Raw genomic sequence first — 15,780 nt, 5'->3', positions numbered from 1 at the left:
TCACCTCATTCAATACCATTCCAATTGTGTTATTGTACGTTCAATTTCAGGAAATGAATCGATGTACTCGAGTACACGATTCATTTCTTTTTCACAAATAACACGATTAGAGGATACAGAAACAATTGCAATTTCTGTACGTTGCCATACATCTTGATGCCCTACCTCTGAAACAGCTACGTTAAAACGCTGCTTCACACGAGTTAGCACCCGTTGCAAAATTGCTCGTTTCTCTTTTAAAGAATGCACATCGTAAATCATACACTCGAATGAGAGTGAAGCGATAATCATCGCTTCACTTCTTCCATAATGTACGCTTCAATGATGTCCCCTTCTTTAAGATCATTATATCTCTCAATTGTAATACCACACTCATAGTTTTGTGCAACTTCTTTTACATCGTCTTTGAAACGTTTTAACGTATCAAGTTGTCCTTCGAAAATTACTATGCCATCACGGATAATACGCACGCCACTATCACGTGTGATTTTACCGTCTATTACGTAACAACCTGCGATTGTTCCAACTTTTGTTACCTTGAATGTTTGGCGTACTTCCGCTTGACCGATTACTTTTTCTTCGAATTCTGGATCCAGCATACCTTGCATTGCTGATTCAATTTCTTCGATTACTTTATAGATAATACGGTGTAAACGAACATCAACATTCTCTAATTCAGCTGTACGCTTCGCATTCACATCAGGGCGTACGTTAAATCCAATTACAATTGCATTAGATGCAGAAGCTAAAATAACATCAGATTCTGTAATCGCACCTACGCCTGTATGGATAATTTTCACTTTTACGCCTTCAACATCAATTTTACGAAGTGATGCTGCCATTGCTTCTACAGAACCTTGTACGTCTGCTTTCACAATTAAGTTAATTTCTTTTACATCGCCTTCTTGGATTTGTTGGAATAAATCTTCAAGGCTTAATTTAGATTTTTCACCACGTTGAGCAAGTAACGCTTCTTGTGCACGTGATTCACCGATTTGACGAGCTTTCTTCTCATCAGCGAATGCCATGAAACGATCTCCTGCTTGTGGTACTTCGTTTAATCCTGTAATTTCAACAGGAGTTGATGGACCAGCAACTTTTACACGACGACCAATATCACTTACCATTGCACGAACACGTCCGAATGAAGTACCAACAACGATTGGATCTCCAACTCGAAGTGTACCGTTTTGAACAAGTAATGTCGCGATAGTTCCTTTACCTTTATCAAGCTGTGCTTCGATTACAGTACCAGTTGCATAGCGGTTTGGATTTGCTTTATATTCTTCTACTTCACTTACAAGAAGTATCATTTCTAGTAAGTTGTCAATTCCTTCACCTTGAATTGCAGAAATTGGTACGAAAATTGTATCTCCGCCCCAAGCTTCTGGAACTAATTCATATTCTGTTAACTCTTGCATTACACGATCAGGATTTGCCGCTGGTTTATCCATTTTATTCACAGCTACAATAATTGGTACTCCAGCTGCTTTCGCATGGCTAATTGCTTCAACTGTTTGTGGCATAACACCGTCATCAGCTGCAACAACAAGAATTGTAATATCCGTTACTTGTGCACCACGAGCACGCATTGTTGTAAATGCCGCGTGACCTGGTGTATCTAAGAACGTAATTTTCTTATCATTTACATCAACTTGGTATGCACCGATATGCTGAGTAATTCCACCAGCTTCGCCAGCAGTTACTTTTGAATTACGAATAGAGTCAAGTAAAGTTGTTTTACCATGGTCAACGTGCCCCATAATTGTAACTACAGCTGGACGCTCTTTTAAGTTCTCTTCATCATCTTGCTCATCGATGAATGTTTCAAATTCAGTTTCACTTACAACTACTTCTTCTTCTACTTCAATACCATAATCAGTAGCAATTAACTCAATTGTATCTTTATCTAAGTCTTGGTTAATTGTTGCCATAATTCCAAGCATAAAGAGTTTCTTAATAATTTCAGACGGCTCTTTGCTTAATTTTTTAGCAAGCTCACCTACTGTAAGACTTCCAGAGAAAGTAATTTTATCTGGTGTTTCTACAGTTTGTGTTTGTTGTCTTCCAGCAAAGTTATCTTGACGTTTGTCTTCATTTCCTTTGCCTTTTTTCTTTTTCTTATTGCTGTTCTTTTTACTACGAACAACTTTTTCTTCTACTTCAAACTCATCTGCAACAGAAGGTTTTTCTGCTTGATATTCATTATCTAATTTGTTTACTACTTCATCGTCTAACATTGTCATATGATTCGAAACCTCGATATTCATTTCTTTTAGTTTTGTCATAAGATCTTTACTTGAGATATTATGTTGTTTTGCATATTCATGCACTCGAATTTTACTCATACCTTCACCCCCGGTAATTTGTATCGAGCATGCTACACAGCTTTTTCGCAAAGCCTTCATCTAACACAGCTACAACGACTCGCTCATCTCTCCCAATCGCATGCCCTAATTGTTGTCGATTTTCGACCTTTCTCATTGGTACGTTGTAATACGTCGTTTTATCCGTGATGCGTTTTGTAGTATTTGCTGACGCATCTTCAGATAGCAATACAAGTTTTGCTTTGCCACTTCGTACTTCTTTTAAAACAAGTTCTTCACCCGAAATAATTTTCCGAGCCCGGTTTGCTAGTCCTAAAAACGATTTCCAATCGGACACTTATTTCGACTCCTTCTCAACAAGCTCAAGAAGCTCTTCGTATAGAGAACCGTCGATTTTCGCTTTTAGATGATGTTCCAAAACATTTTTCTTTTGGGCTTGAAGAATACTTTCTTTATCTTTTGATAAATAAGCACCTCGTCCTGATTTCTTTCCAGTTAAATCAATGGACACTTCTCCCTCTTTGGAACGAACAATGCGAACGAGCTCTCGTTTTGATTTCATTTCTTGCGTTGCAACACATTTTCGTAACGGAACTTTTCGATTGCTCATACTCATCACCTCTATTCGATTTCGTCTTCAACTGAATCGAATCCGAATGCGATTACGCTATCTTCTTCTGTTACAATACCAAGTTGTTTCGCATCAGACTCACTCTTAATATCAATTTTCCAACCTGTTAATTTAGCTGCAAGACGTGCATTTTGTCCACGCTTACCAATAGCTAATGACAGTTGGTGGTCTGGAACAACAACTGTTGTTGCTTTTTCTTCTTCATCTACAAGCACTTTAACAACTTGTGATGGGCTTAAAGCATTTGCAACATATTCTACTGGATCATTTGACCAGCGAACGATGTCAATCTTTTCGCCTTTTAGTTCGTCTACAATGCGTTGTACACGTTGTCCTTTCGGTCCTACACAAGAACCTACTGGATCAACATCAATGTTCTCTGCATGTACAGAAATTTTAGAACGATCGCCAGCTTCACGTGCTACAGAACGAATTTCAACAGTTCCATCATAAATTTCAGGAACTTCCATTTCGAATAAACGTTTTAAAAGGCCAGGATGTGTACGTGATACGTAAATTTGTGGTCCTTTCGTTGTTTTTTCTACTTTCGTAATGAATACGCGAATACGATCATGTGGTTTGTACTGTTCGTTTGGCATTTGCTCACTTACAGGTAATAAAGCTTCTACTTTCCCTAAGCTTACATAGATAAAACGAGCATCTTGACGTTGTACGATACCCACCATAATGTCTTCTTCACGGTCACTAAACTCAGAGTAAATAACACCACGCTCTGCTTCGCGCACTCGTTGTGTTACAACCTGTTTTGCAGTTTGTGCTGCAATACGACCGAAATCTTTTGGTGTTACTTCAATTTCTAGTACGTCACCATCTTGATAGTTTGGATTAATTTGTCTTGCTTCTTCAACAGAAATTTCAAGACGTGGATCAAACACATTATCAACAACGTCTTTACGTGCTAATACTTGAATTGTTCCCACTTCTGGGTTAAAGCTCACACGAACGTTTTGTGCTTGGTTAAAATTGCGTTTATAAGCAGAGATTAACGCTGCTTCAATTGCATCAATAATAATATCTTTGCTAATTCCTTTTTCTGACTCTAATACGAGCAAGGCATCTAACAACTCAGTGCTCATGAAGATCCCCCTTCTAACTAAAACGTAACAGCAAGTCGCGCATTTGCAACTTTGTCCATTGGAATTTGGATTTCTTTTTTACGTGTTTTAATTGTTAATAATAATGTAATTGTAATACCATCGTAGGAAAGTAGCTTTCCTTCAAACATTTTTTCACCATCAATCGGCTCATATGTTTTAATTGCCACTTGTTTTCCTACCGCTTGCTGGAAGTCTTTCTCTTTCTTTAATGGGCGTTCCGCTCCAGGAGATGATACATCCAAAAAGTAAAGATGAGGAATTGGATCCTCTTTATCTAAAGCTTCGCTTAAACGTTCACTTACCGCACCGCATTCTTCAATGTCGACTCCCTTTTCAGAATCGATGAATACGCGTAAGAACCAGTCTTGTCCTTCTTTCACATACTCTACATCTACAAGTTCAAGATTTAACTCTTCAACGATTGGCTGCGCAAATGCCTCTACAACTTCTGTGACTTTCTTATCCATAAACAGCCTCCTTCCTGCCGCCATGTACCATTTACAAGAAAAGACTCCGTCCATAAAACGGTCTATCTTATTCTTTCTCGTTAGCTAACAAAAGCCCCTGCCGTTAAGCAGGGAATATCTGTCTTAGTATTACCAAATTTAAGAAGTAAAACTTGTAACAAAATATGTATATACGACAGAAATTTCTTACCTCTCCACATCAATAAAACGTAGATAGTAACACGAAAGAGTGGGTTTCCCCACTCTTTTTTTCACACAATATACATGACATGGTTATCTCGGTTAATAGTATACCATAGCAAATATTGATTTGCAAAGACTTTTCCTACCTATTAGAACAGTGATAACTGGTTTTGATCAGGTAGATCCCCTAAGCAACCTTGACTATCTAAATACTCAATAATTGTTTTCGAAACCTTGCTGCGCTGCTGCAGGTCTTCTTTTGATAAGAACTCTCCATTTTTGCGTGCTTCTACAATACTTAAAGCTGCGTTTGTACCAAGTCCAGGCACTGCATTAAATGGAGGAATTAAAGTATCCCCATCAATAATAAATTCTGTTGCATGCGAACGGTATAAATCAACCTTTTGGAATGAGTATCCACGCTCACACATTTCCAGTGTCATTTCTAGTACTGTTAATAAACTTTTCTCTTTCGGCGCTGCATCCAAACCTTTTTGCGCAATTTCATCAATTCTTACACGTATTGATGCTGAACCTTTCGCCATTGCCTCTACGTCAAAGTCATCTGCACGAACTGTAAAGTATGCCGCATAGAATAGAAGCGCGAAATGTACTTTAAAATATGCAATACGTACAGCCATAAGTACGTAAGCAGCCGCATGGGCTTTAGGGAACATGTACTTAATTTTCTTACATGAATCAATATACCAACCTGGTACATTATTACTTTTCATGTCATCTTCCCATTCTTCCGGTACACCTTTACCTTTACGAACTGACTCCATAATTTTGAAGGCTAATGATGGGTCTAAACCTTGATAGATTAAATATACCATGATGTCATCACGACAACCGATAACCTCACTCAGCGTACATGTACCGTTATAAATTAACTCGTTTGCATTACCAAGCCATACGTCCGTACCATGTGATAGTCCAGAAATTTGGACTAACTCAGAGAATGTCGTAGGTTTCGTCTCTTCTAACATCTGCCTTACGAATTTCGTACCAAACTCTGGTATACCAAGTGTACCTGTTTTACAGTTAATTTGTTCTTCCGTTACCCCTAATGGTTCTGGCCCAGAGAAAATTTTCATTACTTCCGGATCGTCTGTTGGGATTGTTTTCGGATCAATACCACTTAAATCTTGTAACATACGAATAACAGTCGGATCATCGTGTCCTAGTATATCAAGTTTCAATAAATTATCATGAATGGAGTGGAAATCAAAGTGTGTCGTTCTCCACTCCGCCCCTATTGAATCTGCCGGAAACTGTATTGGTGAGAAATCAAATATGTCCATGTAATCTGGCACAACGATAATACCACCTGGATGCTGTCCGGTTGTACGTTTTACACCGGTACATCCTGCTACTAAGCGGTCAATCTCTGCATTTCGAATCGTTAAGTTATGATCATTTGCATAACCCTTTACATATCCATAAGCAGTTTTTTCCGCAACTGTACCAATCGTTCCTGCACGATATACATAATCTTCACCGAACAGTACTTTCGTATAGTTATGGGCACGTGGTTGGTATTCCCCGGAGAAATTCAAATCGATATCGGGTACTTTATCTCCTTTAAATCCAAGGAACGTTTCGAACGGAATATCATGTCCATCTTTTACGTATGGAACATTACATGTAGGACATTCTTTATCTGGTAAGTCAAAACCAGAACCTACAGAACCATCATTAAAGAATTCTGATTGCTTACACTTCGGACATACATAGTGTGGTGGTAATGGATTTACTTCTGTAATTTCCATCATCGTTGCAACGAATGATGAACCTACCGACCCACGGGAACCTACTAAATATCCGTCTACTAATGATTTTTTTACGAGCTTATGTGAAATTAAATAAATTACGGCGAATCCATGCCCAATAATACTTTTTAATTCTTTTTCTAAACGTGCTTCTACAATTCCAGGTAACTCTTCACCATAAATGCTACGCGCCATTTTATAACTCATGTCACGCGTCTCATCATCTGCACCTTCAATTTTCGGTGTATATAGATCATCTTTCACTGGATGAACATCACCAATTAATGATGCAACCTTTTGTGTATTCGTTACAACAATTTCTTTCGCTACGTCTTCACCTAAGAATGAAAAACACTCTAACATTTCATCCGTTGTACGGAAATGTACAGGCGGTAATGAATGTCGATTTAACGGATTGGCTCCGCCCTGCGAACTGACTAAAATTTTGCGATACATCGCATCCTCTGGGTCTATATAATGCACGTTTCCTGTAGCAACAACTGGTTTATCTAACGTCTCACCTAGTTTTACTAAGTTAGAAATAATTGTTTTTAATTGCCCTTCATCTCGAACAAGTTCACGCTCTACTAAATGACGTAACACCTCTGGAGGCATTACTTCAATGTAATCATAGAACTGCGCAATTTCTTCTACCTCTTCAGGAGCTTTTTGCATCATTGCCTCAAACACTTCACCTTTATCACAAGCCGTTCCTACTAAAATTCCTTCACGATATTTTTTTAATAGTGATCTTGGTACTCGTGGTACACGGTAAAAGTAATTTAGGTGAGAATAGGAAACAAGTTTATATAAATTTTTCAATCCTACATCTGATGTGGCAAGTAACGTCATATGACTTGGACGTCCACGCTTATACGCATCCCCTTGCCCCATACTATCATTTAATTGATCGTGATATTCAAATCCCTTTTCAATTACATCTTTTAACATTTTCACAAGTAAGTATCCCGTTGCTTCTGTATCATAAATCGCACGGTGATGTTGCGTTAATTCAATATCAAGCTTTTTACACATCGTATTTAATCGATGGTTTTTCATTTCTGGGAATAAGAATCGTGCAAGTTCTAACGTATCAATAACTGGGTTATTCGTTTTTTCTAGTCCAGCCTTTTTAAAACCTACGTTAATAAAGCCCATATCGAAGCTTGCATTATGAGCAACAAGTGTATGATCGCCCATCCATTCCTCAAACTTTTTAAACACTTCGTCCACTTCTGGTGCATCCGTTAACATATCATCTGTAATGCCTGTTAATTCAATAATCGTCGCAGATAACGGTTGATGTGGATTTGCGAAAGATTCAAAGCGGTCAATAATTTCGCCACCTTTTACTTTTACAGCCGCTAACTCGATAACAGTATCATATACAGCTGATAAACCTGTCGTCTCAACGTCGAAAACAACATATGTTTCCTCTGCAAGTAAACGATGTGCTTCGTTATAAGCAATCGGTACACCATCATTAACTAAATTCGCTTCTACACCATATATAACTTTAACCCCAGCCTTTTTACCCGCAGAATATGCCTCTGGGAAAGACTGCGCAACAGCATGGTCTGTAACAGCAATTGCCTCATGTCCCCATTTACCTGCTTGAGCAACAAGTCTAGAAACAGGAGTAACAGCGTCCATTTGGCTCATCGGTGTGTGAAGATGCAGCTCTACACGTTTTTCACCTTCTGGCGCTTTATCTTTACGAGACGGTCCTGTTATTTCATTAATATCATTTGCAATCATTACTAAATCTCGAACAAACGTATCATTTTGAACAGAACCACGTGCTTTCACCCACATTCCTTTTTTCAAGGATTGCAGCATAGGAATATCTTCTTTATCACGTGAGAACATTTTGATCATAATTGAATCCGTATAATCTGTTATTTTTAGCGTTAATAACGTACGGCCACTACGAAGCTCTTTCGTTTCTACATGGAAAACATACCCTTGAACTGTTTTTCTTCTTTCTTCATCTTGAATTTCTCGCATCGGTGTAATCTCTTCATCTGGCTTAATAAGATACCCAAGCACAACCGGACCTTCATGCACAACGCTACTTTCTTCAGCTTGCTTCTTCGCCATTTCTTCCATAGCTTGTATAACACGTTCACGGTCTTCTTGCTGCGTTTGCTCACGAAACTTTTGCATTTCTTCTGTATTTTGCTGTATATGTGTGTCTAACTGAAAACGCGGGAATCCAAAAGCCTCGTATTGATCTCCTACTGGTTTCGCAACGTTTTTCTTTAAAGCAGTAGATTCCAGATCGTTATTCACATTTATTAGCAACTTCACTCCATTCACCTGCGGAAGCTGCTTCTTTAAATAAGCAAACATAGGTGAAAATGTAATTCGTTCCGTACAAAGCGGCCAATACGCCCTCACTTCTTCTTCTGTAAATTGTTTATTCTCTGCTTCTAATGCAAATGTTGTTCTTGCAATATGAGAAAATGATTGCTTAAGCTTTGTTTCTAGCAATTCATATAGTTCTGTAGGCAAAATACGTGGCACTTGTAAATCAAAATGCCAACTTTTATTCGCTTTATCAATAACGAGCCTTTCAATACCACCGCCTTGTAAATATTGATTTATAAGGTCATCTGGTATTTGCAACTGCTGGAGCAAAATTTGAAATCGCTCTTGTTGTTCATTTGTTAAAGACATAAGCACTCTCCTTCCATTTGCTATTATAAATTGAAACGTACTACAAAGAAAGATTTCTCCCTTCTTCTTTTACAAAATACGCTTACAAAGAAAGAGAAGGTACCTCATTGCGAGGTACCTCTTCTTATTTTAAAATATTTGCAATATATGTTTGAAGTTCTTCTACTTTCACTTCTTCAGACTCGCCTGTAGCACGTACTTTCACTTCTACAATACCTTCGTCTGCTTTTTTACCAACTGTCACGCGAACTGGAAGGCCGAATAAATCTGCATCTGCAAATTTAACACCTGCACGTTCTGCACGATCATCTAGTAATACTTCATATCTTTGCTCTTGTAATGAGTTGTAGATGTTTTCACCCATTTCACGTTGCGCATCAGATTTCATATTTACTGGAATTACATGCACATGGAATGGTGCAACAGCTTTTGGCCAAACTAAACCGTTCTCATCATTAAACTGCTCTGCGATTGCTGCCACTGTACGAGATACACCGATACCGTAACAACCCATAATAAGTGGTTGTGTTTTTCCGTTTTCATCTAGGAATGTTGCGTTCATTGCTTCACTATAACGTGTTCCTAATTTGAATACATGACCAACTTCAATTCCGCGTGCGAAAAGAATTGTTCCGTTTCCGTCTGGAGATTGGTCTCCTTCTTGAATGAAGCGTAAATCTGTATATTGACTTACTTTAAAGTCACGTTCTGGATTTACATTTACAAAATGGAATCCTTCTTCGTTCGCTCCTGAACATCCGTTAACAATTGATGCTACAGCATGGTCAGCGATAATTTCGATGTCACCTGTTACACCAATCGGTCCTAATGAACCAACTTCACAATGTAATAATTCTTTCACTTCTTCATGAGAAGCAAGCTCAACAACTGAAGCGCCGTATACATTTTTCACTTTTACATCGTTGACTTCATGATCACCACGAACAAGTACAACTACTAATTTCTCATCTACTTTAAATACCATAGACTTAATACACTTATCAGCTTCAATATTTAAGAATGCAGATACCTCTTCAATTGCTTTTTGATCTGGTGTAGCTACCTTTTCAAGTGCCTTTTCTGCTTCGTCACTCTTCGTATACGTAGCTACAACAGGAGCCATTTCGATGTTCGCTGCATAATTAGATGTATCAGAGTATGCAATTGTATCTTCACCAACATCAGATAATACCATAAATTCATGTGTATCTTTTCCGCCCATTGCTCCAGAGTCAGCAATAACCGCACGGAAATTCAAGCCACAACGAGCAAAAATGTTAGAGTATGCTTTGTATAAGCGATCGTACACTTCATCTAAGCTCTCTTGTGTAGCATGGAAAGAGTATGCATCTTTCATTAGAAACTCTCTTCCACGTAATAAACCGAAACGAGGTCTTTGTTCATCACGGAATTTTGTTTGAATTTGGTATAATGTTAACGGTAATTTTTTATATGACTTCACTTCATCACGTACAAGATCCGTAATTACTTCTTCATGTGTCGCACCTAATGCGAATTCACGAGCGTTACGGTCTTTCATACGCATTAATTCAGATCCGTAAGAATACCAACGGCCTGACTCTTGCCATAATTCTGCAGCTTGCATCGCTGGCATTAATAATTCTACAGCACCTGCGCGCTCCATTTCTTCTCGAACGATACGTTCTACTTTGTGTAGTACTTTTAAACCAAATGGTAGAAAACTATAAATACCAGAAGCATTTTGACGCATAAAACCTGCACGAAGTAATAACTGATGACTCTTAATCTCCGCATCAGCTGGAACTTCACGTAATGTAGGACTGAATACCATACTTTGTTTCATTTATTCGCACCTCTTCATTTTACTCTTATACGCAGTAAAACCCCTCACCTCGAGTTAGGTGAGGGATTTTATTCTACGATCTCTATTTCATTATAAGTTTCACTTTATTTTACAAGAAAAACTTACGAATGTCATTCCAAGTTACAACTAACATTAGTAACATTAATAATGCAAAACCAATAAAGTGAACCATGCCTTCTTTTTGGCGGTCAATTGGTTTCCCTCGTAACGCTTCAATTAAGAAGAAGAACAAACGTCCACCGTCTAAAGCAGGGACTGGTAGTAAATTAAATAAACCAAGGTTAATACTTAAAACTGCTGCTAAACTTAATACACGCGTAAATCCATAATCTACAACTTGATCTGTTAGATTATAAATTCCTACTGGACCTGACAACTCATTAATAGAGAATTGACCAGTTACTAATTTCACAAGAGACTCAAAAATTAGTTTCGTCCATTGGTATGTTTGTTCAAAACCTGATTTAATCGAACCCATTACTGTTTTCTCTACTGGAGAGTAAACACCAATTCTACCAATTTCTTCTTTACCTTCTTTATCGAGAGTTGGCGTTACTTTCACATTAAACTGTTCACTATCACGCTTTACTTGTAACGTAATTTCTTTATTTGGGTTTTCACGTACAACGGTAACAACATCTTTCCATGTACTTGTGTTTTTCCCATCTATTGCTTGAATTGTATCATTTTCTTTTAATCCAGCTTGCTGTGCTGCACTATTCTCCATCACTTTTCCGACCATTGGCTTGTCAACAGGAACACCTTGTACAAATCCAAGAATCACAAAAATAACAAATGCTAAAATGAAGTTCATTGCAGGACCTGCAAAAATTGTTAAGGCACGCTGCCCCAATTTCTTAGAGCCAAACTGCCTATTATACGGCGCAATTTGAATTTCTTCACCAGCAGTAATAATACGAGCCTTTTCATTCACTCGGAATGTTTGAAGCTCTTCCTCATACTCTTCATAGCCCGAAATTGTTAAATTATGTTCTAAATCAGCTTGTTCCACTTCAATAACACGAACATTTGGGTACTTTTCATATCCATCAAAAACTAATTTCGTAACTTCGTCTTTTTCATTTAATACAAGGCCAACCTTTTTCCCTGGCTTTAACTCAACTGTATCTGCATCCTCGCCAGCCATTCTTACATAGCCACCAAGGGGCAGTAATCGAATCGTATACACCGTTTCATTCTTTTCAAATGAGAATATTTTCGGACCAAAACCAATCGCAAACTCACGGCATAAAATACCTGCTCTTTTTGCGAAATATAGATGCCCTAGCTCATGGAAAAATACGAGTGCACCGAAAATTAATATAAAGGCAATCGCTGTATTCAATTCCATACCACCTTTGCTAAATTTGTTCCATCACAAACCGTCTTGTGGCTGCATCAATTTCCAGAATTTCCTCTAAGCTCGGACGTGCAATGACATTGTGATGGTTCATTGCTTTTTCAATGAGGTCTTCCACTGTTAAGAAACCAATTCTCTTTTGTAAAAAAGCTTCAACAGCTACTTCATTCGCTGCATTCATTACAGCTGGCATACTTCCACCTGTTTTTCCAGCTTCATACGCAAAGCGCAAGCAACGGAAACGTTCTTGGTTCATTTTCTCAAAATGCAACGTTCCTATTTCCCATAAATTTAACTGCTTTGTGTCTGAAAGAGGTAATCGATCAGGATATGTAAGTGCGTATTGAATTGGTACTCGCATATCAGGTGATCCAAGTTGTGCCATCACACTACGATCTTCAAATTCAACCATAGAATGAATAATACTTTCTTTATGTAAAACAACATCGATTTGCTCATAAGGGATACCAAAAAGCCAATGTGCTTCAATTACTTCTAGCCCCTTATTCATCATTGTAGCAGAATCAATTGTAATTTTCGAACCCATTGACCAGTTTGGATGTCGAAGCGCATCTTCTACGGTCACATGATGCAATTCATCTCTCGTTTTATCACGGAAACTTCCACCAGAAGCCGTAATAACTAGTCGAGAAATTCTTTTTTCATTTTCACCATTCAAACATTGAAAAATAGCTGAATGTTCACTATCTACTGGAAGTAACGAAACATTATGTTTTCGCGCTGCTTCCATTACAAGATGCCCTGCAGTTACTAACGTTTCTTTATTTGCAATTCCAATTGTTTTTTTCGCCTCAATTGCACGAAGTGTTGGTAACAACCCTACGCTACCTACAACAGCATTTACTACAATCTCCGCATCTGGATGTAATGCTACTTCTAAAAGCCCTTCACTACCATATACAACTTTTGTATTACCAGAAACAGCTTGTAATTTGAAAACATCTTCCTCTCTTTGCACAGAGACGATTTGCGGAGAAAATTCTTGAATTACCTTTACTGCGTAGTCAATATTTTTCCCTACAGAAAAAGCAACGAGACGGAATTGGTCTGGGTGCGCGCGTAATACATCTAAAGTTTGTGTACCAATTGATCCGCTTGCACCTAATAAACTAATGTTTTTCATGACTCCAACCCCTCGTTCATTTATTAATTATATTGTAATAAGAAGTAGAGAATTGGTAAAACAAATAACCAACTATCTGTTCGATCTAATATACCACCATGCCCAGGTAAAATTGTACCTGAATCCTTTACGCCATAATGACGTTTAAATGCAGATTGTACTAAATCGCCAATTTGTCCAAAAATAGAAATGACAATTGTTAACACAATTAAAATCCCTACATTAGCCTCAACTGGGAAGAACATATTATAAACAACTGCCACGACAATTCCACAAACGATGCCGCCTAATGAACCTTCAATCGTTTTATTAGGACTTATTTCTGGCCATAATTTTCTTTTTCCTAATGCTTTTCCTACGAAATATGCGCCTGAATCAGTAGCCCATATAACAAATAATGCACAAAACACATATTTAATTCCTAATATTCTCGTTTCATTCAAATATAGGAATCCCATTCCAACATATGCTGTTGCCATTAGTAAAAATGAAGCATTGTCAAAAGTAAATGTATTCTTAGAAAGGACTGTATATGATAAAAGTAATAAAACAATCACAAATGTGATTTCTAATTTACCTAATCCAATCTGCGTAAACAGTTCTGATGCACTACTTGGAATTAAAATAATCCATAATAATACTGCAGCTAAAACTGTTGGTACTGAAATAAGCGTAAGCTTATTCATACGAATTAATTCATATAAACCTATAGAAGCAAGTGCATACACTAAAACCGTAAAAGGCACGCCACCGTAAATTACGATGGGAATGAATAGCGCGGCAGCAACCACTCCAGTAATAATTCTCTGTTTCACTACCAAACCCTCTCTTTCTACACGCCTCCGAATCTGCGCCCTCTATGCTGAAAGTCTGTAATCGCATTTAGCAAATGTTCCTCGGTAAAATCTGGCCAATACACATCTGTAAACCAAAATTCCGAATATGCAATTTGCCATAACATGAAATTACTAATACGTAGCTCTCCGCTCGTACGGATTAACAACTCTGGGTCAGGTAAAGAACTCGTCATTAAATAGGAAGAAAGCATTTCTTCACTTACATCTTCAACACGAATTTTTCCTTCCTCACTATCTTTCACCATATGTTGCACAGCAGAAACGATTTCATCTCGACTTCCATAGTTTAACGCGAAATTAAGAATTAATCCCGTATTCTCTTTCGTATCTTCCATGGCCTTTTCCATCGCTCTGCGTGTATGCGTAGGAAGACGATCTTGTTGTCCTATTACTCGGACTTGTACGTTCTCTTCAATCAATTCTGGTAAAAATGTACCTAGAAATTCTTCTGGAAGCCTCATTAAATAGTCAACTTCCTTTTTCGGTCTTTTCCAGTTCTCAGTTGAAAAAGCATAAAGAGTTAATACTTTCACATTAAGTTTGCTTGCAAATTTTGTAATTTTCTTTACAACTTGCATGCCTTCATGATGTCCCGCAATACGAGGCATCGCTCTCCTCTTTGCCCATCTTCCATTACCATCCATAATGATGGCAATATGTTCTGGGATGTATCCTTTTTTCACTTCTTCAACGAGATGATCAAACGATGCGTCCTTTTTACTTTTAAAAAAAGGAAAGTTTTTAAACATCATTCATACCCTCCAGCAAGCAGACATATGCCTAAAAGTGTAAAAAGACCCCCTTAAGAAGAGGGTCATATTTGCGAAGGTATCGCTATTACACTTCCATGATTTCTTTTTCTTTGTTTTTTGCGATTTCGTCAACTTTTGCAATATATTTATCTGTTTCTTTTTGGATATCTTCAGTATATCCTCTTAAATCATCTTCTGTAATCTCGCCAGCTTTTTCAAGCTTCTTAAGATCATCGTTACCGTCACGACGTACGTTACGAACAGCAACTTTCGCTTCTTCAGCATATTTTTTCACAACTTTAACAAGATCACGACGACGCTCTTCTGTTAATGCAGGGAATGCAATACGAATTACAGTTCCATCATTAGAAGGGTTTAAGCCTAAATCTGCTTTTAAAATTGCTTTTTCGATATCACCGATAGAAGTTTTATCATAAGGTTGAATTACAAGTAAACGTGCTTCTGGAACTGTAATGTTCGCTAATTGCACAACAGGTGTTGGTGCACCATAGTAATCAACTTGTACCTTATCTAATACAGACGAGCTTGCACGACCTGCGCGAACTGTTGCCAATTCACGAGAGTAAGCAGCAACTGCTTTTTCCATTTTTTCATTTGAAGACTTCAATACTTGTTGTCCCATC

Annotated in this window: 13 protein-coding genes; all 13 read right to left on the bottom strand. The window is 37.9% G+C overall.

Going from position 1 to position 15,780, the window contains the following annotated elements:
- Positions 1-9: 9 nt before the first annotated feature.
- Positions 10-291 (bottom strand): DUF503 domain-containing protein, encoded by a 282-nt coding sequence (locus ACTFOB_RS11580; RefSeq protein ID WP_098068349.1) that lies wholly within the window; start codon positions 289-291, stop codon positions 10-12.
- A complete protein-coding gene (gene infB / locus ACTFOB_RS11575) occupies positions 288-2,348 on the bottom strand; it encodes a translation initiation factor IF-2 (RefSeq protein ID WP_151632618.1) in 2,061 nt (686 codons plus the stop codon). The genes ACTFOB_RS11580 and infB overlap by 4 nt, the downstream gene beginning before the upstream one ends.
- Before the next feature lie 4 nt (positions 2,349-2,352).
- Positions 2,353-2,664 carry a YlxQ family RNA-binding protein gene (locus ACTFOB_RS11570; protein ID WP_151632620.1) on the bottom strand — a complete coding sequence of 104 codons (312 nt, stop codon included), beginning with the start codon at positions 2,662-2,664 and terminating at the stop codon, positions 2,353-2,355.
- Positions 2,665-2,937 carry an RNase P modulator RnpM gene (rnpM, locus tag ACTFOB_RS11565; protein WP_000071127.1) on the bottom strand — a complete coding sequence of 91 codons (273 nt, stop codon included), beginning with the start codon at positions 2,935-2,937 and terminating at the stop codon, positions 2,665-2,667.
- An 11-nt stretch (positions 2,938-2,948) separates the two neighbouring features.
- Positions 2,949-4,055 carry a transcription termination factor NusA gene (gene nusA / locus ACTFOB_RS11560; RefSeq protein WP_000102596.1) on the bottom strand — a complete coding sequence of 369 codons (1,107 nt, stop codon included), beginning with the start codon at positions 4,053-4,055 and terminating at the stop codon, positions 2,949-2,951.
- Positions 4,056-4,072: 17 nt separating this feature from the next.
- The gene (rimP, locus tag ACTFOB_RS11555) at positions 4,073-4,543 is read right to left on the bottom strand and encodes a ribosome maturation factor RimP (protein WP_151632622.1); all 471 of its coding nucleotides are present in this window, start codon (positions 4,541-4,543) and stop codon (positions 4,073-4,075) included.
- A 332-nt stretch (positions 4,544-4,875) separates the two neighbouring features.
- Complete coding sequence (locus tag ACTFOB_RS11550; RefSeq protein ID WP_440025999.1) at positions 4,876-9,177, bottom strand: PolC-type DNA polymerase III; 4,302 nt, start codon at positions 9,175-9,177, stop codon at positions 4,876-4,878.
- A 124-nt stretch (positions 9,178-9,301) separates the two neighbouring features.
- Positions 9,302-11,002 carry a proline--tRNA ligase gene (locus ACTFOB_RS11545; RefSeq protein WP_440025997.1) on the bottom strand — a complete coding sequence of 567 codons (1,701 nt, stop codon included), beginning with the start codon at positions 11,000-11,002 and terminating at the stop codon, positions 9,302-9,304.
- A gap of 109 nt (positions 11,003-11,111) precedes the next feature.
- On the bottom strand, positions 11,112-12,368 hold the full coding sequence (gene rseP, locus ACTFOB_RS11540) for an RIP metalloprotease RseP (RefSeq protein ID WP_440025996.1): 1,257 nt from the start codon (positions 12,366-12,368) through the stop codon (positions 11,112-11,114).
- Positions 12,369-12,384: 16 nt separating this feature from the next.
- Positions 12,385-13,527 (bottom strand): 1-deoxy-D-xylulose-5-phosphate reductoisomerase, encoded by a 1,143-nt coding sequence (gene dxr / locus ACTFOB_RS11535; RefSeq protein ID WP_440025995.1) that lies wholly within the window; start codon positions 13,525-13,527, stop codon positions 12,385-12,387.
- Between the two features lie 23 nt (positions 13,528-13,550).
- The gene (gene cdsA, locus ACTFOB_RS11530; RefSeq protein WP_440025993.1) at positions 13,551-14,342 is read right to left on the bottom strand and encodes a phosphatidate cytidylyltransferase; all 792 of its coding nucleotides are present in this window, start codon (positions 14,340-14,342) and stop codon (positions 13,551-13,553) included.
- A 17-nt stretch (positions 14,343-14,359) separates the two neighbouring features.
- A complete protein-coding gene (gene uppS, locus ACTFOB_RS11525; RefSeq protein WP_073516081.1) occupies positions 14,360-15,136 on the bottom strand; it encodes an isoprenyl transferase in 777 nt (258 codons plus the stop codon).
- An 85-nt stretch (positions 15,137-15,221) separates the two neighbouring features.
- Entirely contained in the window at positions 15,222-15,779 is a 558-nt protein-coding gene (gene frr, locus ACTFOB_RS11520; protein ID WP_000531505.1) for a ribosome recycling factor, read from the bottom strand.
- Position 15,780: the final 1 nt, after the last annotated feature.

This window comes from Bacillus cereus group sp. MYBK79-1 (genome assembly GCF_051915365.1).
Taxonomy (GTDB): domain Bacteria; phylum Bacillota; class Bacilli; order Bacillales; family Bacillaceae_G; genus Bacillus_A.
This window is presented reverse-complemented; position numbering and strand designations above follow the sequence as displayed.

What these genes read in the sequence shown, in the direction of transcription:
- ACTFOB_RS11580 (WP_098068349.1), bottom strand. Translation starts at nt 291, where the DNA reads ATGATTATCGCTTCACTCTCATTCGAGTGTATGATTTACGATGTGCAT.
- infB (WP_151632618.1), bottom strand. Translation starts at nt 2,348, where the DNA reads ATGAGTAAAATTCGAGTGCATGAATATGCAAAACAACATAATATCTCA.
- rnpM (WP_000071127.1), bottom strand. Translation starts at nt 2,937, where the DNA reads ATGAGCAATCGAAAAGTTCCGTTACGAAAATGTGTTGCAACGCAAGAA.
- nusA (WP_000102596.1), bottom strand. Translation starts at nt 4,055, where the DNA reads ATGAGCACTGAGTTGTTAGATGCCTTGCTCGTATTAGAGTCAGAAAAA.
- rimP (WP_151632622.1), bottom strand. Translation starts at nt 4,543, where the DNA reads ATGGATAAGAAAGTCACAGAAGTTGTAGAGGCATTTGCGCAGCCAATC.
- ACTFOB_RS11550 (WP_440025999.1), bottom strand. Translation starts at nt 9,177, where the DNA reads ATGTCTTTAACAAATGAACAACAAGAGCGATTTCAAATTTTGCTCCAG.
- ACTFOB_RS11545 (WP_440025997.1), bottom strand. Translation starts at nt 11,002, where the DNA reads ATGAAACAAAGTATGGTATTCAGTCCTACATTACGTGAAGTTCCAGCT.
- dxr (WP_440025995.1), bottom strand. Translation starts at nt 13,527, where the DNA reads ATGAAAAACATTAGTTTATTAGGTGCAAGCGGATCAATTGGTACACAA.
- uppS (WP_073516081.1), bottom strand. Translation starts at nt 15,136, where the DNA reads ATGATGTTTAAAAACTTTCCTTTTTTTAAAAGTAAAAAGGACGCATCG.
- frr (WP_000531505.1), bottom strand. Translation starts at nt 15,779, where the DNA reads ATGGGACAACAAGTATTGAAGTCTTCAAATGAAAAAATGGAAAAAGCA.